The organism is Streptomyces sp. NPDC001858, from assembly GCF_053594615.1.
This window is the reverse complement of the sequence record NZ_JBSFEV010000036.1, coordinates 16979-39421: the sequence shown is the minus strand read 5'-3', so window position 1 is coordinate 39421 and position 22443 is coordinate 16979. Positions and strand designations below refer to the sequence as shown.

Genomic DNA, 22443 nt, shown 5'->3' with positions numbered 1-22443 from the left:
TCGACGAGGGAGAGGTCGGCGACCGTGGGGCCACAGGAGCGCGAGGAACTCTTCGAACGGGCGCGACGCCTTGCCGAGAACCCCAGGACGCGGGCGGACGCGGACCGGGTGTGGTCCGAGGTGATCGGGGCGTACGAGGCGGCCATCGAGGCCGCCGACCGGATCGACCGGCACGACGAGCGGCAGCTGGCCCGCGCCCTGTCGCGGCAGGCCGCGCTGCGGTCGACGCTGGGCCGGGCCGACGACGCACTGGACACCGGGCGGTCCTCGGTCGCCGTCTTCGCCCGGATCCACGCGGCGGTGAGCGCCGAGCACGCGGATCCGACGGCGGCGCGCCGCGACCGGGCGCTCGGTGAGCTGCTGACCGCCAAGGCCGAGCTGGCCGGCTTCGCCCTCGACGCCGGCCGGGCCGAGCTCCACGTCCGTCTGCTGACCGAGACGGCCGCACTCGGTGTCGAACAGGTCCGGAACCCGGTGGCCGCCGGACCGTGCACCAGGGACGCGATGGCCTTCGTCTACCAGCACCTGGCGACCGCCCTGCTGGACCGGGGCCGCGACCGCCACGACGTCGTCGAGGCCTCGCTGATGGCGTCGCTGGCCGTCGAGATCCGGCTGGGCGCGCTCGACGCGGCGAACCCGCGGTCGCCGATGGACCTGGCCGCCGGCTATGTGGTGTTCGCGCGGGCGCTGGCGGGGCTGGGCGACCATGTTCGGCTCGGGATGCTGGTGTCGCAGGCGGAGAGCCTGATGGGGTTCATCGGGGAGCCGGCGGCGCAGCTGCGCGCAGAGCTGCGGTCCCTCGTGGGCCCGTCGGAGATCCCGCCGCTGCCCGACATCATGCCCCGGCGGATGAGCTACGATCCGCCGCCGCGACGGCGCTGGTGGCGGCGGGGCCCCTGACCGGGCCCACCCGGACCCACCCGGGCCCACCCGGGCCTCGCCGGACCTGCGGCCTGATTAGGGACAATGCCGTCGCGTTCGGCAGGATGGGGGCCATGACCGAGATCCATACCCCCCGCCTCCTCCTGCGTCGCTGGCACGACGACGACCTCGTGCCCATGGCGGAGATCAACGCGGACCCCCAGGTCATGCGCTGGATCGACGACGGCGCGGTGCGCGACCTGGAGCAGACGGCGCAGGACATCGAGCGCTGGGAGGAGGAGTGGGACGAGGAGGGCTTCGGGCTCTTCGCCGTCGAGCTGCTGGCCTCGGGCGAACTGGCCGGCCTCACGGGCCTGTACCTGGTGGAAGGCCTGCCGGAGGTGCCGGCCGCCGTCGGGATCAGCTGGCGGTTCGGCTCCTCGTTCTGGGGTCAGGGATACGCGTCCGAAGCCGCCCACGCGACGCTGGAGTTCGCGCTCCAGGACCGCGGCCTGGACCGGGTCGTCAGCGTCACCCGGGCGGGGGACGACGCCTCCGAGAACATCATCCGCAAGCTCGGCATGACTCAGGAGCGCGAGACGGTCGACCCGGTGCACGGCTTCCCGCTGCGCGTCCACGCCATCGATCTCACCGAGTACCAGGGCTGAACCGGCTGAGGTAGACGCCGACGGGCGGGCCGACGACCTTGCCCGCCCGCAGGATGTGGTGGCCCCTCAAGAAGGTGTCGGTGACCTGGGCGGTCAGCTCGAAGCCCTCGAACGGGGTGTACTCCTGCGCCGACTCCGACTCCGCGGCGCGCACGGTCCAGGTGCGGCCCGGGTCGACCAGGGCGATGTCGGCGTCGAAGCCGGGGGCGAGGCTGCCCTTGGTGCGCAGCCCGTAGCGCCGGGCCGGGTTCCAGGAGGTCAGCGCGGCGATCCGGCCCAGGGGCAGGCCGCGCTTGACGCCTTCGGTGAGCAGCCCGGGGAGCAGGTACTCGGCGCCGCCGAAGCCGGCCTTGGCGAGGAACACGTCGTCCTCGGGCTCGCCGAACTTGACCTCCTCGCGGCAGCAGGCGTGGTCGCTGACGACCCAGTCGACGGTGCCGTCGAGCACGTGCTCCCAGAGCGCCTCGACGTCGTCGCGGGGCCGCAGCGGCGGGTTGACCTTGCCGCCGAGGCCGTGCGCGGTGGTGATGTCGGCGAGCAGATGCCCGACGGTCACCTCGCGGCGGAAGTCGAGGTGCGGGAACGCCCGGCTCATCCGCACGGCCGCGTCGACCGCCTTGCGGGACGACAGGTGCAGCAGGTTGATCGTGGGCAGCCCGGTCTCGTGGGCCAGGTAGGAGGCGACGGCGACCGCGAGGCCTTCGGAGTGCTGCGGCCGGGAGGCGCTGTAGGCGGCGAGCCCGGTCAGGTCGCCCGCCTCCTCGACCAGCCTGGTGTACGCGGTCATGATCTCGGCGGTCTCGCAGTGCAGGGAGAGCGAGATCTCGTGGGCGAGGTCGGGGAACCGCTCGCGGGCGGCCTGCACCCCGCGCATGACGAACTCGAAGTGCGCGTAGTCGTACCGCTCGTCCTCGGGGAGCATCAGGAAGGCGTTCTGGTCGGCCGATCTGCCGTGGAGACCGTGGCTGCCGTAGAACATGAAGACCTTGAACGAGGTGACGCCGAACCGCTCGATCAGGTCGGGGATCTCGTCGATGTGGGCGCGCGAGATCGGCGCGAGGTGGAAGCCGTAGTCGACGTGGGCGCGGCCGGAGGCGGCGGCCAGCACCTCGGGGAAGAAGTCGGCGTACGGGCCGGCCTTGTTGAGGTAGTAGCGGCCGGTCCGGGTGTAGGTCAGGGCGCTGGTGACCCCGCCCTGGGCGCAGGCGCGGCTCTCGCTGGCCGCGTCCTCGGGCAGCGGGTGGTAGATCCCCCAGTGCTGGTGGGCGTCGACCACGCCGGGGAACGCCAGCCGTCCGTCGGCGTCGACCACCCGGCGGGCGTTCTCGACGGCGAGGTCAGGGGCTACGACGGCGATCCGGCCGTCGCGGACGGCGATGTCCGCGGGGCGCGGGGCGTCGTGGTCGTGGGTGACGACTCGGGCGTTCTTCACCACCAGGTCGTACGCGGTCATGCGGGCCTCCTGCCGCTGTCGTCCTCGGCCCAGAAGACGAGTCGCCTCTGGGCGAACCGGATGATGGAGTGGGCGATCAGCCCGAGTGCGGAGAGCACTGCCAGCACGGCGAACATGCCGGCGATGTCGAAGTTGTAGTTGGTCTGGAGCAGGAGGTATCCGAGGCCTTCCTTCGCGCCGATGAACTCGCCGACGACCGCGCCGAGGATCGAGAAGACGATCCCGATGTCCAGGCCGGCGAAGAGGAACGGGAGGGCGCTCGGCAGTCGCACCATCCGGAACACCTGGAAGCGGCCGGCGCCGAACACCGTGAGCATCTGGATCCGGTCGGCGTCGGCCGAGCGCAGCCCCTCGATCACGTTGACCAGCACGGGGAAGAACGAGATCACCGCCGCCATGACGACCTTGCTGGTCATGCCGAAGCCGAACCAGACGACGAACAGCGGCGCGAGCGCCACCTTGGGCACCGTCTGGAAGGCGACGACGTACGGCATGAGGGTGCGCTCGATCAGCCGCACCTGGGAGATCGCGGTGCCCAGCGCGAGCGCCGCCGCCACGCCGAGCAGAAAGCCGTACAGCGACTCCAGGACCGTCACCTTCAGATGGCCCCAGAACAGCGGGTCGGCCATCAGGGTGCGCAGGGCGGCGAGGATCTGCGAGGGGCGCGGCAGCAGGTAGTCGTCGATGCCGAACGCCGGGACGGCGAACTGCCAGGCGAACATGACGACGACGAACACGGCGGGAACGAGGAGCAGTTCAGGGGATCGCTTCATGAGTCGATCACCCAGGTGGCGTCGAAGTGCCTGCGGATCCGCTCGACGAACACTCCGGCCCGGTCCGAGGCCATCGCGGCGAGGGTGCGGGGGCGTTCGAGCTCGATGTCGACGATCTCGGCGATGCGGCCGGGGCGGGGGCTGAGCACCACGACCCGGTCGGAGAGGAAGACGGCCTCGGGGATGGAGTGGGTGACGAACACGACGGTCTGGGCGCTCTCCCGCCAGATCCTGAGCAACTCGACGTTCATGGACTCGCGGGTCAGGGCGTCGAGCGCGCCGAAGGGCTCGTCCATCAGCAGGACGGCCGGGTCGTGCACCAGGGCCCGGCAGATTCCGGCGCGCTGCTGCATCCCGCCGCTCAGCTCATGGGGGTGTCTGCCCTCGAAGCCGTCGAGGCCGACCATGGCGAGGAGCAGTTCGGCCCGTTTGCGGTAGACCGAGGCGTCGAGCCTGCGCACCTCCACGGGCACCATCACGTTCTGCAGCACGGTGCGCCAGGGCAGGAGGGTGGGCGTCTGGAAGACCATGCCCACCTCGGGCAGCGGGCCCGTCACGTCGCGATCGGCGACGCGGACCGTTCCCTGGCTCCTGGCGACGATCCCGGCGAGGATCTTCAGCAGGGTGGTCTTGCCGCACCCCGAGGGGCCGACGACCGAGAGGAACTCGCCGCGTCGGGCGGTGAAGGTGACGTCCCACAGTGCGTGGGTCGGCTCGGAGCGGCGCGGCCGGTAGGTCTTGTGCAGTGCGCCGACCTCGATCCAGCGGTCTTCGTCCATGCTCACCCGGCGGACTTCGCCTTCGCGATCACGGGCGCGGGGTCGAAGTCGTTCGCGCCGTCGAGCAGGCTGTCGTCCCACAGCTGCGGGAGCGGGACGTCCTCGGTGATCTGGCCGGCCGTCCTGGTGTAGCGAACCGTCCTGTTCCACTCCGCGTCGCTGATCGCGCCCCAGTCCGCGAAGCTCTCGGGCTCGCCGGCGGCGGGGACGGCGGTCTTGATCCAGGCCTGAAGGGTCCTGGTGTCGTCGGCGATGCGGTCGTCGGCCTTCTTGCCGGTGAGCAGCTGGGGGAAGGTCCGGTAGCCGTCGCGCATGGCGGCCTCGGGGTTGACGGCGGAGAACAGCAGTGCCTTGTAGGAGGCGCGCAGATAGCGCGTCAGCACGTCCTTCTTGTCCTTCAGGGTCTTCTCGGTGACCGCGTAGGTCAGGGAGCGGATGCCGTCGAACGCGGCGGAGTTGTCGAGATAGCGCAGCTCGGCGCCGGTGTTCTCGATGGTGGCGTACGCCTGGGTGTACAGGGCGAGCACGTCGACCTTGCCGTCCTCCAGGGCGGCCAGGGCCGGTGCGCCGACGCCGACCGGCAGCAGGTCGACGTCCTTGGCCGCGTCCAGTCCCGCGTCGCTCGCGTACGCGCGGGCGTAGATGGCGGAGCCGGAGGCGAGGCTGATGACGCCGATCTTCTTGCCCTTGAGGTCGGCCGGGCCGCTGATCTCGCTGCCGGGCCGGACGGCCATGCGCCACGGCCAATTGCGCACCAGGCCCCCGATGGCCTTGACGGGGACGCCCTTCTCCCGGGCGGCGAGGACGGCTCCCGCGTCGGCCGGTGCGATGTCGGCGCTGCCCGAGGCGACGGCCTGGACCGCGGCCACCGACCCGTCGGTGTTGATCACGTCGACCTTCAGCTTCTCCGCGGCCAGATAGCCCTCGGCGTCGCCCACCGCGTGGGTGGCGACCTCTTCCTTGGGGGCGATGACGGCGGAGGGAACGGCGAGTCGGAGCGTGGCCGGGGCGCCCGGGTCGCCGTCGGAGGCGGACGAGGGCCCGTCCGCGCAGGCGGAGAGCGCCGCGAGCGCGGCGACGCCGAGGCCGAGTCGTAAGGGCAGTTTCATGTTCCGTGCCTTTCGTGTCCGTGCCGCTCGACGAGGTCGGCGGCGGTGCGCAGCCCGTCGCGGGCCCGGATGGTGGTGGAGGCTTCGGTCAGCCGGTGCCGCAGGCGGGTGTCGCCGAGCAACTTCGCGAGGGCGCCGTGCAGTTGGGCGTCGGTGAACCGGTACGGGTCGAGGCGGACGCCGTAGCCGAGCTCGGCGAGCCGCTGAGCGTTGTCGTACTGGTCCCAGAACAGCGGGAGCACGATCATGGGTTTGCCGAAGTGCAGGCTCTCGGTGGTGGTGTTGTTGCCGCCGTGGGTGATGACGAGGTCGACGAGCGGGAGGATCCGCGTCTGCGGGAGGAACTCCGCGCCCCACATGGCGGGAGGCAGCTCGATCTCGTCGTGCAGCGGCCCCTTGGAGACGATGTAGCGGTGCGGGGTGCGCGCCAGGGAGGCGATGATCCGGCGCATGAGGCCGACGTCGGCGGAGCCGAGGGAGCCGAGGCTGAAGTAGACGAGCGCGCTGCCCTCGGGCCGTTCGGCCGCCTCCGGCGGCAGGGTGAACTTCTCGTCGGTCTCGCGGACGGAGGAGTCCAGCCGGTGCCAGGCGGGGCCCAGTGGGCGGGCTTCGGCGTAGTCGGCGAGTTCCGGGTAGAGGTAGAGGTTCAGGTCGCCGTCGTGGATGAACTCCAGGTCGGGCAGGGGTCGCGCGCCCTGGTCCACGACCCAGGCGGCGAACTCGGTCCAGAGCTCGCGGTGGGTGCGGTCGTACTCGGCCCGGAACTCGGCCCAGCCCGCGCGGTCGCCGGCCGGGTATCCGGAGAAGGGCGGTGGCACGTGTTCGCCCTTCATCTCCAGCGGGTTGCAGGACGCGATCCGCACGAAGGGGACGTCGGCGGTGGTCAGGGCGGGGAAGCAGACGACGTTGTCCTCGACGATCACGTCCGGCCGGACCCGGTCGAGGATCTTCTTGAGCTGGGGTTCGCAGTACCGGGCGCCGGCGACCAGTTCCTCCCAGACCGGTCTGACCCAGGTGCCGAGCTGTTCGATCGTGGGCTTTTGGAACTCGGGGGCGGTGTCGCGTACGAAGTCCTTCCAGAACTGGCCCGGCTCCTGGGGCTGTTCGGGCGGCGGGGCCAGGTCGAGCAGTTCCTCCTCGAAGCCGAGCGGGGCGAGCCTGCCTTTCCAGGACGCCTCCGCCGCGAACACCACGCGGTGCCCGCGGCGGCGTAACACGTCACCTATGCCTATGCAGTTGTTGGTCGGACCGTAGGCGCTCTCCGGTGCGAAGAGGATGGTCAGGGGTCTGTTCAAGGACGTCGAAGGGGTCGAAGGGGTCGAGGGGGTCATGGGGTGTCTCCCGTCGTCTCGATCAGTACGGCGTCCGCCGGGTCCCAGGACAGCGCGACGGGGGTCCCGGCAGTCACCGTGGCCGGGCCCGCGACGGTCAGCAGGACCGGCCGGTCGAGGCCGGGGACGGTGACCGCGATCCGTGAGGAGCCGCCGAAGTAGCTGATGTCCAGCACCGTGCCGTGCAGGAACGCGTCCGCGTCCCCGGCGGCGAGCCGGATGCTCTCCGGGCGGACGCCGACCAGGCCCGCCGTGTCGCCGGCCGGGGCGGGCAGAACGCCGACGCCGGGCACGTCGAGTCCGCCGGCGGGCAGCAGCCGTCCGGAGAAGACGTTGTTGGCGCCGACGAAGCCCGCGACGAACCGGCCCCGGGGGCGCCGGTAGAGGTCGACGGGGGTGTCGACCTGCCGGACGCGGCCGCGGTCCAGGACGGCGATGCGGTCGGCGAGCGACATGGCCTCCTCCTGGTCGTGGGTGACGACGAGGAAGGTGATGCCCACCTCGTGCTGGAGGCGCTTGAGCTCCAGCTGCATCTCGGCCCGGACCTGTTTGTCGAGCGCCGACAGCGGCTCGTCGAGCAGCAGCACCCGGGGGCGTTTGACGATGGCGCGGGCGAGGGCGACCCGCTGGCGCTGCCCGCCGGACAGCTGGTGCGGCCGTCTGCTGGCCTGTGCGGTCAGTCCGACGGTGGCGAGCACGGCGGCGACCCGTTCGCCGATCTCCGCCCGGGCGAGCCCTTCCCGGGCCAGCCCGTAGGCGATGTTCTTCGCCACGGTCAGGTGCGGGAACAGGGCGTACGACTGGAACATGAGGTTGACCGGCCGCCGGTGCGCGGGCACGGCCAGGAGGTCTCGGCCGTCGAGAGCGACGGTGCCGCTGTCCGGGGCCTCGAAGCCGGCGAGGACGCGCAGCAGGGTCGTCTTCCCGCAGCCGCTCGGGCCGAGGAGGGCGAAGAACTCGCCCTCCTCGATGTCCAGGCTCACCCCGTCCAGGGCGGTGACCTCGCCGAACCGCCGGGTGACGTCCTGGATCCGGATCACAGCGCCTCCGTCGGTCGGCTGATGCGCTGGGCGGCGATCACCGCGGTGAAGCTGACCGCGAGCAGCAGGGTGGCGAGCGCGTTGATCTCCGGGGTCACGCCGAACCTGATCATCGAGTAGACGACGATCGGCAGGGTGGGATCCTGCGGGCCCGCGGTGAAGAAGGCGATGACGAACTCGTCGAGCGAGAGCGTGAACGTCAGCAGCGCGCCCGCCACGATGCCGGGGGCGAGGGTCGGCAGGGTGATGCGGAGGAACGTGCCGACCTCGCCCGCGCCGAGGTCGCGCGAGGCCTCCTCCAGGGAAGGGTCGATGTGGGCGATGCGGGTGCGGACGACGGCCGTGACGAAGGCGAGGCCGAAGACGGTGTGGGCGAGCAGCACCGAGTGCAGGCCGAGGGTGGCCGAGACGAGCGAGGAGAGGGCGAGCAGGCCGATCGCGAGCACGATGTCCGGCAGGACGGCGGGCAGCGCCGCGAGGGCGGGCAGCAGCCGCGACCGGCTCGCGTGCCGGGCGAGTCCCACGGCGAGCAGGGTACCGAGGACGGTGGACAGGGCGGTCGCGCCCGCGGCCACGATCAGCGTGTTCGCCAGACCCCGCAGGACCTCGTCGTCCTCGGCCAGCGTGCCGTACCAGGCGGTGCTGAACCCGGACCACTCGTAGGGGCTGTCGGAGCGGTTGAAGGACATCACGACGAGCACCACGACGGGCGTGTAGAGGAACACGTAGGTCACCCACAGCGGCAGCAGCATCGTCCGGCGCATCAGCGGCCGCCCATCCGGCGCCCGGCCCAGGCCTGGGCCATGAGCAGCAGGACCAGGAACGCGATGAGGGCGAGGGCCAGCACCGAGCCGAACGGCCAGTCCCGCGCCGTGAGGAACTGGTCCCGGACGAGGTTGCCGACCATCACCGTGTGTCCGCCGCCGAGCAGTTCGGGGACGACGAAGTTGCCGAGGCTGGGCACGAGGACGAAGACGCAGCCGGTCAGCACGCCGGGCAGGGTGTGCGGAAGGGTCACGCTCCAGAACGTGCGGGCCGGGCGCGCGCCCAGGTCGGCCGAGGCTTCGAGCAGCCGGGGGTCGACCCGCTCGATCGCCGAGTACAGCGGCAGCACCATCAGGGGGAGGTAGGCGTAGAGGAGTCCGAGGACGACGGCGGGCTCCGTGTAGAGGAGCTTGAGCGGCCGGTCGATCACCCCGATGCCGGTGAGGGCCGAGTTGACCACGCCTTCGCTGGACAGCAGCACGATCCAGGCGTAGGCGCGGATCAGGAAGCTGGTCCAGAACGGCAGCACGACCAGGACCAGCGCGACCGTGCGCCATCGGGCGGGCAGCCGGGCGATCGCGTACGCGGTCGGGTAGCCGAGGAGGAGCGCGAGCAGCGTGGTGAGGCCGGCGATGCGCAGCGAGTCGGTGAGGACGCCGAGGTAGAGGGGGTCGGCGAGCCGGGTGAAGTTCTCGCCGCTCACGCCGTCCTCGTAGGCGATTCCGCCGAAGCGTCCGCGGCGGAAGAGCGTGTGGCCGATCAGCAGGGTCAGCGGCAGCAGGAGCAGGACGGCCAGGTACGACAGGCCCGGGCCGAGCAGGACGAGACGGGCGCGCACGCGTGGTCCCCCGGCCGCCTTCCCCCGGCGGACCATCAGCCCGCGGTGACTTCCGTGACGATCCGGGTGTACGCCGTCGCGGCGTCCCCGAGGTCGACGACCGACTCACCCTTCAGTAACTGCGCGGGGGTCATGGCGAGGGCCGGATAGCTCTTCAGCAGCGCCGGGTCGAGTTCGGCCATGGCCGCGGTGTTGGGGACCTTGTAGAAGATGTTCGAGGCGACCCAGGAGTGCACCTTCGCGTCGAGGACGTAGTCGATGAAGGCGTGCGCCGCCTCCTTGTTCTTCGACGACTTGAGCACGACCATCGTGTCGGTCCACAGGTCGCTGCCCTCCTTGGGGACGACGAAGCCGATCCGCCGGTCGTCGGTCGGGCACCAGCCGTCCCAGGCCTCCGCGAGCACGGCCTCCCCGGACTTGAGCCGGTCGCCGAAGGTGGTGTCGTCGTAGGCGAGGAGTCCGTCCTTCGCGGTGAGCAGCAACTCCTTGACCTGGGCGAGCTGTTGGTCGTCGGTGGTGTTCACCGAGTAGCCGAGCGCCTTCTGCGCGGGGAGGAAGAGCCAGCGTTCGGTCTTGAGCATGGTGGCCTTGCCCTGGACCGCGGGGCGCGGCTTCAGCAGGTCGTTCCAGCTGTCGGGGGTGTAGCCGACGAGGTCCTTGCGGTAGCAGAGCCCGGTGGTGCCCCAGGTGTACGGGACGGAGTAGACGTTGCCCTTGTCGTGGGCGAGCCGCGCGGCGAGCGGGTCCAGGTTCTTCAGATGCGGGACCAGATCGTGGTGGACGGGTTCGAGGAGCCCCTGCGCCGCGAGCGCCTGCGCGTACTGGCCGGAGACGAACGCCACGTCGATGCCGCTGTCGGCGGAGGCGGTCAGTTTGGCGACGATCTCCTCGTTGGTGCTGTGCTTGGCGACGGTCACGCGCGGGCCGACCGCCGACTCGAACCGGGCGGGCAGGTCCTCGGGCAGATAGCCGTCCCAGTTCGACACGGTGAGCCGCTGTTTGCCCAGGTCCGCGTCGGGGTCGAGCGACGCGGAGGCGGCGGGCCCGCCCTCGCCCGGTCGGCCGTCGCCGCCGCAGGCGGGGAGGAGGAGTGCGAGGACGGCCACCGTCACGGCCACGGACACGTGCCTGAACCTCAGTGCGCCTAACACGCCACTCCCTCGCGGTCGAGATCAGCCGGCTGAGCGTGGGTCGTGCCCGGTGCGCCGAACGGCTCGCGGGCAGGCATCGATCTCGGAGTCTCGCACCATTGGCATGCACCGGGCAAGACGGCCTTTTCGGCGCACCTCGCCACAGGAGTTCACCCGCACTGCCGTCGGCTGTCGGCGTGTCGGCGTGTCAGCTCGCGAATTCCGGTGGCAGCAGCCCGCCCACCGGAAGGAGGTCGAAGAAGTCGTGTTCGCCCGCGGGCGCGTACCGCACCAGGCCCGCGAAGCGGGGTTCGCGGACGGTGACCTGCGCGATCGCCTCGGGAGCGGCGTCGTCCAGCGACTCGCACACCGTGCCGTGCCAGTAACCCGCGCCGTTCAGCGCGTCTGGCGTCCACTCGTCCGGTTTGCCGGAGGAGGAGAGGTTCACCGCCAGGTACAGCCGCTCGACGCCCTTGTCCGCGCAGGCCCGCGCGAGCCGCCTGCCGGTGAGCCCCTCTCCGCCGTGCTCCCCCGGGGCGAACTCCGCCAGCATGACCAGCAGCGGGGCCTCGCCCACGCAGGGCCAGCTCTGCGCGAAGGAGAAGACGCCGGGGTCCCCCGGCTCCGGCTCACCGCTGGCCTGCGGCCCGTAGCCGATGCCGGCGCCGGCCGCGGGCCGGACGCGGCCGTCGAAGTAGGCCCACCGCCAGCCTTCGGCCCGTCCGTCGGCGTTGCCCGCCTGCGCGCCCGGCGCCCAGCTGGGCCCGTACTGAGGGTCGCGGCTCTCGGGCATGGCGGGCACGTCCGGCGGTGAGCTGATGCCCACGTCATAGCCGTCCTGCCAGCCTCTGACCTCGACGGGCACGAGCACTCCGGGCTCGTCCGGAACCGGGTAAGGGTTGTGCTGGGGCATTCTTGCCTCCTGACTCGTTGCGCTACGGGGCCTTCTGCACGGTGTTCCAGGCGGTCACGGTGAGCCGGATGCGCGCGGCGGCGCCGAGGATGTCCACAGTCGTGTCGGGCAGCCTGACGTCGGCGACCCACATGCCGAGGGCGGGGTCCTGGTCCTGGAGGGCCGCGTTCGTCGGCATGAAGTCCCGGATCGGGCCGACGATGTCGGAGTTCCAGGTGGCCCAGACCTGCATGCCGCCGGCATCGGCGCCCACGTCGACGACGAGGATGTCGTCGAAGTCGGCGGTCTGCTCGATGTGGTCGTCGAAGTCGAAGAGGCCGTCGTGGTGCTTGCGCAGGGACAGGATCCGCAGATGCAGCGCGTAACGCATCGCGTCGGAGCCGTTGGGGCTGATCAGTCGCGTGGCCAGGAAGGTGGTCGCCAACGGGATCCCGCCGGGATCCGGTGCGGCGAACGGCAGTTGGATCGGACACCACTGGGCGGTCATCCGCTCGTGCATCGCGATCTGCAGACCGCGTATCGACAGCCGGACCTCCGCCTGCCAGGCGGTGTCCGCGTTCTGCTGCAACTGGTGGTCGACCAGGGCGGCGTGCACCTTCAGGTCGCCGAACAGGAACCGCCGCAGATTCTGGTAGCCCTCCTCGGAGTTGACGAGTCCGTAGCGTCCGCTGTGACTGCGGTGCACATAGGCGCGCTGGGCTCCGGGGACGTACGCGTTGTCGATCTGCACCAGCCCGTCGCTGCGGGCTCCGACCACGGCGGACGACAGACCGTGCGCCACGTCGTAGTCCTGGGGATTGGTGCCGACCAGGCAGAAGACCCGGCTGAGCGGAAAGGCGAACGGCTGCCCGTCGCCGGCCGGCATCGCCCGCGGATCCCAGCCGTCCGGCGGCTCGTCGCCCTCGCCCGCACCGGGCGTCAGGTACTGGTACATCCGCTCACGGCCGAAGATCTCGGCGCCGTTGATGCCGATGGCGTCCCGCAGCCGTTCCAGCACGCCGAACCCGAGGTCGAAGGTGATGCCGCCGTGCGGGGTGCCGTAGGTGAAAAGGTCGGCCACGCAGTCGGTGGGCTCGCGCCCGGCGTCCGGCAGGATCTTCTGGATCAGACAGCGGCAGATCAGACCGCCCATGGAGTGGGCGACGAGATGGACGCTCGGGGCCCCGGACTTCGCGGTGACCTTGTCGATCAGCTTCAGCAGATCCCGGGCGGCGTCCTCCATCCGGAACTCCTCGGGCTTGCCTCCCCAGGTGCTCGCCGAAGGGTCGTAGAAACGGTGTATCCAGATACTGTCGGGCGGGACGGCGGCCTGGGTGTCCAGGAAGACCTGCTGGCTGCCCTCGACCAGGATCTGATACCCCTGGTCCTTGTGGAGGCGCAGCAGCGGGCCCTCGAACTGGTAGAAGCCCGGCTTGTTCTCCGAGCCGATGCGGATGTACGTGGAGCCCGCGTTGAACCCGTAGAACGGGTCGGTCACGGCGCCGTCGATGCCCGACTGGCCGCCGGCGAAGCCGCGGACGTAGATGATGGGCAGATCCTGATGCTGGGGGTTCGTGGCGTTCGTGGGGTTCGTGGGGTTCGACATGGCGTCCGCCCGGGGTCAGCATGCACCGACGCCCGGCAGCCAGGCGTCCGGGTCGTCGACGCAGATGTTGGAGACACATATCTGCGCCTTGAGGGTTTCCGGGCTGTTCGCGACTCTCCAGGACATCGCGACCTCCAAGCGGGGCGTCCGCACAGTGGGGAAGCACGCTGTTGCGCCGTGGCCCAGGCTACGAAGCCGCCGTCAGCACGGCGTCAGTCCGTCGTCACCGCGCAGGCCGGGCCCCCCGACGGAGTTGCAGAGCGTGGCCGACGGCCCGAAACTTGAGGCGGAGGCCTCCTCGACGCAAGTGGCACGCCCCCAGTGGCACGCCCTCGGCGCAGCACCAGGCCAAGCGAGGCGGTCAAGTTGGTGTCTCCTCCCCCACGGTTGCGGTTGCTCGGCCAGTTCCGGCTGGAAGTCGGCGACGAGACCGTCGAACTGTGCCGCAACGGCCAACGGCTTCTCGCGTTCATGGGCCTGCGGCAGCGGGTGTGCCGTACGGTCCTGGCCGGCACCCTGTGGCCCGAGGTCACCGAGGAGCACGCCAGGGGCAGCCTCCGCACCACCCTGTGGAAGCTGCCGCGCGCGGAGCCGCCGCTGATCGGCGCTTGCGGAGACTCGCTGCGCGTCGCGCCGGCCCTGTGCGTGGACGTCCACACCCTCACGCGGACGGCGCTCGGCGTGGTGCAGGGCCACGACCCGGCGCTCCGCACACCGGCGCCGCTGACACTGCTGCTCGACGACGACCTGCTGCCCGGCTGGGACGAGGACTGGGTCCTGGTGGAACGGGAGCGCCTGCGCCAACTGCGGCTGCACGCGCTCGACGCGCTGGCCGAGGCGCTGATCCGGCAGGGGCGGCCGGCCCTCGCGCTGGAGGCGGCGTGGGCGAGCGTGCGCGCGGAGCCCCTCCGGGAGAGCGCCCATCGGGCCGTCGTGTCGGCACATCTCGCGGAGGGCAATGTCAGTGAGGCGCTGCGCCACTATCAGGCGTTCTGCCGCCTGCTGCACCAGGAGCTGAGCGTCGAGCCCTCCCCCCAGTTCACCCGGCTCCTCACGGAACGACTCCCTCAGCGGCGTGCCTGACGGCAAGCGGAATGACCGCAGAGATTGGCCGACAGGGAATGACCGCAAAAAAGAATGCGAAGTGCAGCCGGATTTGCATACGGCGAAGAAGTGTGGGCAATCCTCATCGCTGGAACATCCGGTGCCGCTGCCCACATGAAGCCGCATAATGCAAATCGACAGCAGAGCACGTCAGAGGGGTTGTCGCACGGTTTCCGGCGGGAATATCAAGCGCGTTGAATCACACATCTTCCGGCCGTTTCCGAAGCCAGATCGGAATGGCGATCGATGCTATGGTCTGACTCGCCAATTCCCACGGACCAGCGGGCCGATTCCCGTGTCCGACGCTCTCGGGAACGCAGTCGTCCACCTTCTCTGGAGCTCTTCCATGCCTTCCGACAGCGCGACTGTCACCGCCTCGGCCGACGCGGCCCCGGGCACCGGCTCACCCGGCACGCGCCGGCTGGGGCTCGCCCTGCTGGTGATCGCCGCCGCCCAGCTGATGCTGATCCTCGACGCCACCATCACCAACATCGCCCTGCCGGCCATCCAGACCGAGTTCGACGTGTCCGACGCGAACCTCGCCTGGATCGTCAACTCCTACGCCCTGGCCTTCGGGGGGCTGCTGCTGCTCGGCGGCCGGGCCGGCGATCTCTACGGCCGACGACGGGTCTTCCGGACCGGGATCGCCGTCTTCACCCTGGCCTCCCTGCTCGGCGGCCTCGCTCCCGACGAAGGTCTCCTCATCGTCGCCCGAGTCCTCCAGGGCGTCGGCGCAGCGCTCGCGGCGCCCAGCGCGCTGGCCCTGATCACCACCACGTTCCCGGCCGGCAAGGAACGCAACAAGGCGATGGGCGTCTACGCGGCCATGGCCGGCATCGGCGCGACCGTCGGTCTGCTGCTCGGCGGCGTGCTGACCGACGCCCTGGACTGGCGCTGGGTGTTCTTCGTCAACATCCCCATCGGCGCGGCGGTGCTGGCCGGCACCCGGCTGCTCGTCGAGGCCGAGCGCCACCCCGGACGGCTGGACGTCCCGGGCGCGGTCACCGGCACCGGCGGCCTGCTCTCCCTCGTCTACGGCATCACGCGCGGCGGCGAGCACGGCTGGACCAACGGTCTCACCCTGGCCTCCTTCGCGCTGGCGGCCGTGCTGCTGAGCGTGTTCGTCCTCGTCCAACAGCGCGTCGAGCACCCGATATTGCCGCTGAACCTGTTCAAGGACCGCACCCGCTCCGGCAGTTACGCCACGATGCTGTTCATCGGCGCCGGCATGATCGCCTTCTTCTACTTCCTCACCCTCTACATGCAGCTCGTCCTCGGCTACAGCGCGGTCAAGACCGGCTTCGCCTACCTGCCCTTCAGTCTCGGCATGGGCATCGCGGCCGGCGTCAGTTCCAAGCTCGTCACCCATGTCGCCCCGCGCATCGTGGCCGCGCCGGGTCTGCTGGTCGCCGCCGCGGGCATGTTCTGGTTCACGGCGCTCACCCCGGACTCCTCGTTCACGACCCACCTCATGCCCGCGATGTTCGTCACCGCGCTCGGTCTGGGCATGAGCTTCGTGCCGATGACGCTGGGCGCGGTGAACGCCGTCGCGCACCAGGAGACGGGCGTCGCCTCCGCGCTGCTGAACACCGCCCAGCAGATCGGCGGCGCGCTCGGCCTCGCCGTCCTGTCGACCATCTCCACCACCGCCGCCGACGACCGGCTCCCCCAGGCCGCCGCGGCTCTCTACCGGGGCCTGGCCACCCATGACCCGGACCTGATCGGGAAGGCGGGCGAGGCTCTGACGCACGGCTACACCGTGGCGTTCGCCGCCACCGCGGTCATGTTCATCGCTGCCCTGGCGGTCACCGCGATCGCCGTCGACGCGAAGAAGCAACAGCACGTCGAGGGCGCGCCTGCCGTCCACCTGGGCTGATCCCGGCCCACACCGAAGGGAGCCGGTCGACCATCGCGGTCGACCGGCTCCGTCCTCCTCGCCCAGGCGGCCCGCACCGACGCGGCTATTCGGCCCGGTCCTCCACAGGCGCGGCGATCCCCGACAGGGGCGGGGCGTGGTCCGGTGAGGCCGCCAGTCTTGGCAGGACGAAGGTCCACCACTGCGTCACGCGCTCCACCGACAGCCACTCCCGGTCCTCAGCGCCCAACACGTCGAACCCCGCCGTCGCGGCCACGATCGCGGTCGTCGCGGCGTCGGCCGACACGTCCTGCGCGAGCTCCCCCGCATCCTGCGCCTGCACCAGAAGGTCGTGCACCCATACCCGCCACCAGTGCAGGATCTGCGTCCCGTTCTTGCGGGAGGGATCGCCGCCCAGCCGGAAGCCCGCCCTGATCAGCGGATCGCCGACGATGGCCAGGAGCAGACTGCACGAGGTGTGCAGCAGGGACTGCAGCAGTGTGTCCGCCCCGCTGCGGCAGCGCTCCGCCAGCTTCTCCGCGGAGTCCGTCGCCAGTCGCTCCACCTCCCCCGCGAGATCGCTCTTGCTGGCGAAGTGAAAGTGCAGGGCGCCGGTGCTCACTCCGGCCCGCTCGCTGATGACGGGAAGGGACGCTCCGACATAGCCCTCCGCGGCGAACACCTCGGCCGCCGCCTGGACGAGGGTCCGACGTGTGTGCACCGCCCGCGCCTGCCTGACCATCAGGTTCTCCTCCCTCGGCCCGCACGGGCAACGGAAGACCGGCAACGGAGGACCGCGCCCCCTGCGCCCGCCGAAACGTGGAGAGCATCCCATCGGGACCCGCGTGAAGTAAACCGCATGTTCGGTATATTTGGCGTTTCGGCGGCATGCGGTCGGCGGTCCGGCACGATGCCGCCGGGCCGGACCGGGCCAGTCCGGTTCGGCCCCGCGGCATCCTCGACAGGCGGCCTCCCGGTCAGTCGTGGGCGGCGGGTTCGAGCAGTACCGGCAGCGAGCGGTAACTGTTCATCAGGAAGCTGGGCAGCGGCTGGAGTTCGTCCGGCCGGCAGGCGAGTTCCATGCGGGGGAAGCGTTCGAAGAGCGCGGCGAACGCGCTCTCCGCCTCCACCCCGGCGAGCGGGGCTCCCATGCAGCGGTGCGGGCCGTGACCGAAGCCGAGGCCGTCGCCGTCCCTGCGCAGCACGTCGAAGCGGTCGGCGTCCGGTCCGTAGCGCTCGGGGTCCCGGCCGCCGGCCGCGAAGGAGACGAGGATGGCCTCGCCCTTGCGGATGAGCACGCCGTCCAGATCGATGTCCTCGACGGCGAACCGCATCGGCGAGTACGCGCCGGGCGTGTGCACACGCATGGTCTCGGTCGTCACGTCCTGCCAGGTCGCCCGACCCTCCCGGACGTGCGCCAACTGCTCGGGCCACCGCAGCAGCGCCCCCACCGCGTTGGTGATCAGGGCGGCGGTGGTGTCCTGCCCTCCGGCGATCATGAGGAAGAGGGTGCCCAGCAGTTCCTCCTCGCTGAGCCGGTCGTCCTGGTCGCGCGCCTCGATCAGCAACGACGTCAGATCGTCGCCGGGTTCGGCCCGTTTCGCCTTCACCAGCTCCGACAGCCGTACGAAGGCCTCCAGGCGGGCCGCCTCGATCTCCTGCCCGCTGATCGTCGTGCCGAACACGGTGTGCAGCGCCGCGCACAGGGCGTCGGTCGCCTCGCCCTGCGGCACCCCGAACAGCTCGCAGATCACCCGCATCGGCAGCAGTTCCGCGAACGCGGACCGCAGATCCACCGGCGCACCCGGCCGGGCCGCCGCGAGCCCGTCGGCGAGCCCGTCGACCAGTTCGCCCGCGATCTGCGCGACGCGCGGCCGCAGCGCCTCCGAGCGCCGTGCGGTGAACGCCGCCGCCACCAGCCGACGCAGCCGGGTGTGCGAGGCGCCGTAGGCGAACAGCATGTTCTCGTTCACCACCCACGGGTACAGCGGCCACTCCTCGGTGATTCTTCCCTCGATGAACTCGGGCCAATGCAGGCGCGCGTCCTTCGAGACCCGGGAATCGGTCAGCAGCCGCTCCACATGCTGCTGCCGCAGCACCGCCCAGGCCACCACACCCCCCGGCAACTCCACCTGTACCGCAGGCCCCTTGGCCCGCAGCATCGCCGCCTCTCCCGCGAGGTCACGCCCCGTCACATCAAGGGCGTAAGGGCAGGCAGTCGTGTCCATCGTCGTACTCCCTGGGGTCGTCTTGCAGGCTTCGGCGGTCGCGCATGCCGGGCGTACCGTTCACCCCACACCACTCCCCGCGTCTCACCACCCCCAACCACCACACCCGACACCCGACCACCGCGCCCGACCGCCACACCCGACCACTGCGCCCGACCGCCTCGCCCCCACGGCAGCCGGTCGGCGGGTCAGCCGGTGGACTGGGGCTGCCTCGCCTCCCCGCTCGACCTCATGACCTCCTCGTAGACCCGCGCACCGCGGCCCGGCGTGGTGTCCAGCTGCAACAGCACCCCCGGTACCGCGACCCCCGCCATCAGGTGCCGCTGGAGGTCCGCCACCCGCTCGGGCAGGTCCGCGTGCCCCGTCATGACCTTCGACAGCACCTGGACGCCCGTGAACGCGCCCACGAACATCCGCGCGGCGGCGGCCACATCGATGTGCGGCAGCAACTCCCCCTGGTCCTTGGCCCGCCCCAGCACCTCCGCGTTGCGAGCGATCCACCCGTTCATCGGCACCCGCCGGTCCAGTCCGTCGCTCGGGGCTCCCTGATCCACCGTCAGACGGATGCTGCCCTGTACCAGCGGATCGCCCATCCACAGCAGATGGGCCAGCACGAACGCCTCGTCCAGACCCTGCTGGAGCATCAACTCCCGTGTCGGCACGGACGGAACGGCCTCCAGCTGACAGGCGAGCACCGCCTGCGCGAGTTCCTCCTTGGAGGCGAAGTGGAAGTACAGCGCGCCCTTGGTCACCCCGGCTCGGGCGAGGATCCCGGCGATCGTCGCCGCCTCGTACCCCACCTCCGCGAACACCGCCGCGGCCGCGACGAGGACGGCCCGCCTCGTTCGCACGGCCCGTTCCTGCAGTGCCACGACCCACCTCCGAGGTAGCTCCCCCGCGATTTCCGGCTTCGGAAAATATACCGACAGGTCAGTCTCCTGCCACCGCGTGGGGCTCGCGGCCCGGCCCCCGGGACGCCGTCACACGGAGCAACAGCCGTACCAGACCGGCTCATCCGACACAGGCAGCACTGAAATCCCGCCATCCACGCCCTGTCGGTTTGCCGATTTCTGTCTTGATTACAAAACCGGTAGGTCCGTATCTTCTGGCTCACTGCACATCCAGACATCCAGTTTCCGGATCTGCGACAAACGGGGAGAGGGTTCATGGCCCTTCTGGCATTCCACAGCGGAGAGCGCCCCACCGGGCCACCCCAGGTCGACGACGTCGACCAGGCCACCGTGACCGTCCGTGAGCTGACCCGGCTGCTGTTCGACGAGGACGGCGAGGGGGAGCGGGTGCACGCCCCCTGGCGCCGGCTCATCGCCGAGGACGTCTTCCGCCATCGGCCCGGCCTGACCCCCGAGCAACGCGCCGCGCAGTCCTACACCTGGCTACGGCTGGTCAACGACACCCTCGACGACCCCGCGTCCCTGGCCACCGACGTGGCCCTGCTCACCGCCCTGCACGAGTGGGCGGCCATCGTGGAGGGGGGCGGCGGCCTCACCACCGTCGCCAGCATCCACTACAACCTGTTCCTCGGCAGCCTCCTCGACCACGACGACGATCCCCTGAGGGACCTGACCGAGTTCACCGCCCTGCGCCGCATCGGCACGTTCCTGTGCACCGAGCTCGACCACGGCAACGACGCGCCCGCGCTGGAGACCACCGCCCGGCTCGACCCCGGGACCGGCGGCTTCGTGCTGCACACCCCCCACCCCGGCGCGGCCAAGTTCATGCCCAACACCAGCACGCTCGGCGGCCCCAAGTCCGCCGTGGTCGCCGCCCGCCTCCTGATCGACGGCCGTGACCACGGCATCTTCCTCTTCCTGACGCCGCTGACCGACCACAGCGGTCCGCTGCCGCACATCACCGTCACCCCGCTCCCGCTGCGGCCGAACGCGCCCGTCGACCACTGCCTCACCTCGTTCGACCAGCTGCCGCTGCCCCGCCAGGCCCTGCTCCAGGGCGAGCACGGCCGCCTCGGTCCGGACGACTCGCTCACCAGCAACCTCGGCAACCGCCGAAAACGCTTCCTCACCTCCATCGCGCGCGTCACCGCCGGGAAGCTCTGCATGAGCGCGGCGGCCGTCGGCGCCTCGCGTGCCGCACTCGCCATCGCCGTCCGCTACGGCGACCACCGTCGGGTCAGCGGGACCCGGCCCGGTCAGCGCATCCCCATCAACACCCACCGCACCCACCACAGCCGGCTCCTCCAGGCCGTCGCCGGCGCCTATGCCATGACGTTTCTGCACCGCTCGCTCACCTCGGAGTGGACGCGGCACACCTCCGACGACCGCGCCCGCCTCGAACGTCTCATCGCCCTCGCCAAGGCGTGGATCACCTGGCAGGCCCGCACCATCGCCCTGGAGGCCCGCGAGCGCTGCGGCGCGCAGGGGCTGCTGCCCGCGAACCATCTCGCCGGCTTCCCCGAGTACATCGAGGGGACCATCACCGCCGAGGGCGACAACCTCCTCATCACCACCAAGGCGGCCGCCGAGCTCCTGCACCACCCGCCGACGCCGCCCGCCCCCGACCCCGGCCCGCCGCACCTCACCAACCCGCGCTTCCTGCGCAACCTGCTCGCCCACACCGAGCACTCCTTCCACGCCCAGGCCCACAGCGCCCTGCGCAACGGCCCGGCCCACGACCCGCAGGCCCGCTGGAACACCGCGTCGGCCCCCGCCCTGCAGCGCGCCCACACCCACACCGCTCTGCTGGCGGCGGACGCCCTGCTGGCCGCCCTCGCCGACACCGCTCACCGGCCCACCCGTCAGCTCCTCACCGAGCTGACCACCCTTCATCTGCTCGCCCAGCTCACCCCGCACACCGGCATCCTGCTCGCCGAGGGGCACATCGCCCCCCACCACATCCACCAGCTCCCCGCGACCGTCGACGCCCTCACCGACAGCCTCCAGCCCCGACTCACCACCCTCACCGAGGCGTTCGACCTCCCGCCCCAGTACCTGGACGCCCTCCCGCTCATCTCCACTCGATGAGCGGGAGCCGGTCCCGCGAAACGTGTGCCGTTCGGGAGGGTTACGGCTTGCGGCCCACGCCGCAATAGGCGTCGACAGCGGGGGCGAAGTTGGCTGAATCGTCGGGGTCGGCGGGCCACTTCGTCACCTGGACGATCCCGGGTTCCACCAGTTCCAGCCCCTCGAAGAAGCCGCCGATCTCGTCGATGCTGCGCACGTAGTAGGGCACGGCGCCGCTGGAGTTGTAGGCGTCCGACGCGGCGATCATGCCCTCGCTGGTGGCCGTGCTGTCGCTGATGACCAGGTGGCTTCCGGACGGCAGGCCCGCCATGAGCCGCCGGACCAGATCGCGCGCCTGCTCGTAGTCGGCCACGTGGCCCAGCGTGTTGAGGATCATCAGGGCCACCGGCCGGGAGAAGTCGAGGGTGCCCGCGGCGGCTTTCAGCACGGCTTCCGGGTCGTACAGGTCCGCGTCCAGATAGGCGGTCTTGCCTTCCTTCGTGCTCGTCAGGAGGGCGTTGGCGTGGGCGAGCACGACGGGGTCGTTGTCGACGTACACGATGCGGGCGTCCGGGGCGACGCGCTGTGCCACCTGGTGGGTGTTGTCGGCGGTGGGGAGACCGGTGCCCACGTCCAGGAACTGGCGGATGCCCTGCTCCCCGGCCAGGTAGGTGACCGCGCGGCCCAGGAAGTGCCGGCTGGTGACGGCCACGTCGACGAGTCCGGGGAAGATCTCCTTGATGTGGTCGCCTATCTCCCGGTCGACCTCGTAGTTGTCCTTGCCCCCGACGAAGTAGTTCCAGAACCGGGCCGAGTGCGGCTTCGACGTGTCGATCCGGCCGGGTGTTCCCACAGTCGCATCGGTCTGGGAGGTGGAATCCGACACAGCAAAGCCTCCTGCACAGGTACGTTGATGATCAGGAGCTCCAACCTAGGCGAACTTTCTTTCGACGCAGGGCTGTTGAGAGCGCTTGCCATCGCAGGACATGGGGTTTCGGCCAAGTCGCGGGGCCTGGCGAGGCGGTCCCGACGG

At 70.9% G+C, this 22443-nt stretch carries 20 protein-coding genes; 5 read left to right on the top strand and 15 right to left on the bottom strand.

What is annotated here, in order from left to right:
- Window positions 1-24 precede the first annotated feature (24 nt).
- The gene (locus ACWCPF_RS35685; protein WP_451049260.1) at window positions 25-900 is read left to right on the top strand and encodes a hypothetical protein; all 876 of its coding nucleotides are present in this window, start codon (window positions 25-27) and stop codon (window positions 898-900) included.
- Window positions 901-995: 95 nt separating this feature from the next.
- Window positions 996-1529: a GNAT family N-acetyltransferase gene (locus ACWCPF_RS35680; RefSeq protein ID WP_451049259.1), complete on the top strand. Its 534-nt coding sequence runs from the start codon at window positions 996-998 to the stop codon at window positions 1527-1529.
- Here the strand turns inward: ACWCPF_RS35680 and ACWCPF_RS35675 are convergent.
- From ACWCPF_RS35675 to ACWCPF_RS35625, 11 genes are all read right to left on the bottom strand, one after another.
- Window positions 1510-2982, bottom strand: coding sequence for a dihydroorotase (locus ACWCPF_RS35675; protein WP_451049258.1), 1473 nt, complete (start codon window positions 2980-2982; stop codon window positions 1510-1512). The genes ACWCPF_RS35680 and ACWCPF_RS35675 overlap by 20 nt on opposite strands.
- Complete coding sequence (locus ACWCPF_RS35670; protein ID WP_451049257.1) at window positions 2979-3755, bottom strand: ABC transporter permease; 777 nt, start codon at window positions 3753-3755, stop codon at window positions 2979-2981. Before ACWCPF_RS35670 ends, ACWCPF_RS35675 begins: the two co-directional genes overlap by 4 nt.
- Window positions 3752-4534 (bottom strand): ABC transporter ATP-binding protein, encoded by a 783-nt coding sequence (locus ACWCPF_RS35665; protein WP_451049315.1) that lies wholly within the window; start codon window positions 4532-4534, stop codon window positions 3752-3754. Before ACWCPF_RS35665 ends, ACWCPF_RS35670 begins: the two co-directional genes overlap by 4 nt.
- 2 nt (window positions 4535-4536) lie before the next feature.
- A complete protein-coding gene (locus ACWCPF_RS35660) occupies window positions 4537-5643 on the bottom strand; it encodes an ABC transporter substrate-binding protein (protein ID WP_451049256.1) in 1107 nt (368 codons plus the stop codon).
- On the bottom strand, window positions 5640-6938 hold the full coding sequence (locus ACWCPF_RS35655; protein WP_451049255.1) for a glycosyltransferase: 1299 nt from the start codon (window positions 6936-6938) through the stop codon (window positions 5640-5642). The genes ACWCPF_RS35660 and ACWCPF_RS35655 overlap by 4 nt, the downstream gene beginning before the upstream one ends.
- A 32-nt stretch (window positions 6939-6970) precedes the next feature.
- A complete protein-coding gene (locus ACWCPF_RS35650; protein WP_451049254.1) occupies window positions 6971-8014 on the bottom strand; it encodes an ABC transporter ATP-binding protein in 1044 nt (347 codons plus the stop codon).
- Window positions 8011-8778: an ABC transporter permease gene (locus ACWCPF_RS35645; protein ID WP_451049253.1), complete on the bottom strand. Its 768-nt coding sequence runs from the start codon at window positions 8776-8778 to the stop codon at window positions 8011-8013. Before ACWCPF_RS35645 ends, ACWCPF_RS35650 begins: the two co-directional genes overlap by 4 nt.
- Window positions 8778-9617: an ABC transporter permease gene (locus ACWCPF_RS35640; protein WP_451049252.1), complete on the bottom strand. Its 840-nt coding sequence runs from the start codon at window positions 9615-9617 to the stop codon at window positions 8778-8780. The genes ACWCPF_RS35645 and ACWCPF_RS35640 overlap by 1 nt, the downstream gene beginning before the upstream one ends.
- Before the next feature lie 35 nt (window positions 9618-9652).
- The gene (locus ACWCPF_RS35635; protein ID WP_451049251.1) at window positions 9653-10741 is read right to left on the bottom strand and encodes a polyamine ABC transporter substrate-binding protein; all 1089 of its coding nucleotides are present in this window, start codon (window positions 10739-10741) and stop codon (window positions 9653-9655) included.
- Window positions 10742-10955: 214 nt separating this feature from the next.
- Entirely contained in the window at window positions 10956-11660 is a 705-nt protein-coding gene (locus tag ACWCPF_RS35630) for a hypothetical protein (protein ID WP_451049250.1), read from the bottom strand.
- 22 nt (window positions 11661-11682) lie between these two features.
- A complete protein-coding gene (locus ACWCPF_RS35625) occupies window positions 11683-13245 on the bottom strand; it encodes an esterase/lipase family protein (protein ID WP_451049249.1) in 1563 nt (520 codons plus the stop codon).
- A 369-nt stretch (window positions 13246-13614) separates the two neighbouring features.
- On the opposite strand from ACWCPF_RS35625, the gene ACWCPF_RS35620 reads away from it, so the two are divergent.
- Together ACWCPF_RS35620 and ACWCPF_RS35615 are read left to right on the top strand one after the other, a co-directional pair.
- Entirely contained in the window at window positions 13615-14328 is a 714-nt protein-coding gene (locus ACWCPF_RS35620) for an AfsR/SARP family transcriptional regulator (RefSeq protein ID WP_451049248.1), read from the top strand.
- A gap of 367 nt (window positions 14329-14695) precedes the next feature.
- Window positions 14696-16225 (top strand): MFS transporter, encoded by a 1530-nt coding sequence (locus tag ACWCPF_RS35615; protein ID WP_451049247.1) that lies wholly within the window; start codon window positions 14696-14698, stop codon window positions 16223-16225.
- Between the two features lie 85 nt (window positions 16226-16310).
- Here the strand turns inward: ACWCPF_RS35615 and ACWCPF_RS35610 are convergent, their stop codons facing one another.
- From ACWCPF_RS35610 to ACWCPF_RS35600, 3 genes are all read right to left on the bottom strand, one after another.
- Window positions 16311-16946, bottom strand: coding sequence for a ScbR family autoregulator-binding transcription factor (locus tag ACWCPF_RS35610; RefSeq protein WP_451049246.1), 636 nt, complete (start codon window positions 16944-16946; stop codon window positions 16311-16313).
- Window positions 16947-17181: 235 nt separating this feature from the next.
- Window positions 17182-18432, bottom strand: a complete 1251-nt coding sequence (locus ACWCPF_RS35605) for a cytochrome P450 family protein (protein ID WP_451049245.1) — start codon at window positions 18430-18432, stop codon at window positions 17182-17184.
- A gap of 188 nt (window positions 18433-18620) precedes the next feature.
- A complete protein-coding gene (locus ACWCPF_RS35600) occupies window positions 18621-19304 on the bottom strand; it encodes a ScbR family autoregulator-binding transcription factor (protein ID WP_451049244.1) in 684 nt (227 codons plus the stop codon).
- 294 nt (window positions 19305-19598) lie between these two features.
- On the opposite strand from ACWCPF_RS35600, the gene ACWCPF_RS35595 reads away from it, so the two are divergent.
- Window positions 19599-21431 (top strand): acyl-CoA dehydrogenase family protein, encoded by a 1833-nt coding sequence (locus ACWCPF_RS35595; RefSeq protein ID WP_451049243.1) that lies wholly within the window; start codon window positions 19599-19601, stop codon window positions 21429-21431.
- Between the two features lie 40 nt (window positions 21432-21471).
- Here the strand turns inward: ACWCPF_RS35595 and ACWCPF_RS35590 are convergent, their stop codons facing one another.
- Window positions 21472-22296 (bottom strand): SAM-dependent methyltransferase, encoded by an 825-nt coding sequence (locus ACWCPF_RS35590; RefSeq protein ID WP_451049242.1) that lies wholly within the window; start codon window positions 22294-22296, stop codon window positions 21472-21474.
- Window positions 22297-22443 lie beyond the last annotated feature (147 nt).

What these genes read in the sequence shown, in the direction of transcription:
- ACWCPF_RS35680 (WP_451049259.1), top strand. Translation starts at nt 996, where the DNA reads ATGACCGAGATCCATACCCCCCGCCTCCTCCTGCGTCGCTGGCACGAC.
- ACWCPF_RS35675 (WP_451049258.1), bottom strand. Translation starts at nt 2,982, where the DNA reads ATGACCGCGTACGACCTGGTGGTGAAGAACGCCCGAGTCGTCACCCAC.
- ACWCPF_RS35670 (WP_451049257.1), bottom strand. Translation starts at nt 3,755, where the DNA reads ATGAAGCGATCCCCTGAACTGCTCCTCGTTCCCGCCGTGTTCGTCGTC.
- ACWCPF_RS35665 (WP_451049315.1), bottom strand. Translation starts at nt 4,534, where the DNA reads ATGGACGAAGACCGCTGGATCGAGGTCGGCGCACTGCACAAGACCTAC.
- ACWCPF_RS35660 (WP_451049256.1), bottom strand. Translation starts at nt 5,643, where the DNA reads ATGAAACTGCCCTTACGACTCGGCCTCGGCGTCGCCGCGCTCGCGGCG.
- ACWCPF_RS35645 (WP_451049253.1), bottom strand. Translation starts at nt 8,778, where the DNA reads ATGCGCCGGACGATGCTGCTGCCGCTGTGGGTGACCTACGTGTTCCTC.
- ACWCPF_RS35630 (WP_451049250.1), bottom strand. Translation starts at nt 11,660, where the DNA reads ATGCCCCAGCACAACCCTTACCCGGTTCCGGACGAGCCCGGAGTGCTC.
- ACWCPF_RS35625 (WP_451049249.1), bottom strand. Translation starts at nt 13,245, where the DNA reads ATGTCGAACCCCACGAACCCCACGAACGCCACGAACCCCCAGCATCAG.
- ACWCPF_RS35615 (WP_451049247.1), top strand. Translation starts at nt 14,696, where the DNA reads ATGCCTTCCGACAGCGCGACTGTCACCGCCTCGGCCGACGCGGCCCCG.
- ACWCPF_RS35610 (WP_451049246.1), bottom strand. Translation starts at nt 16,946, where the DNA reads ATGGTCAGGCAGGCGCGGGCGGTGCACACACGTCGGACCCTCGTCCAG.
- ACWCPF_RS35605 (WP_451049245.1), bottom strand. Translation starts at nt 18,432, where the DNA reads ATGGACACGACTGCCTGCCCTTACGCCCTTGATGTGACGGGGCGTGAC.
- ACWCPF_RS35595 (WP_451049243.1), top strand. Translation starts at nt 19,599, where the DNA reads ATGGCCCTTCTGGCATTCCACAGCGGAGAGCGCCCCACCGGGCCACCC.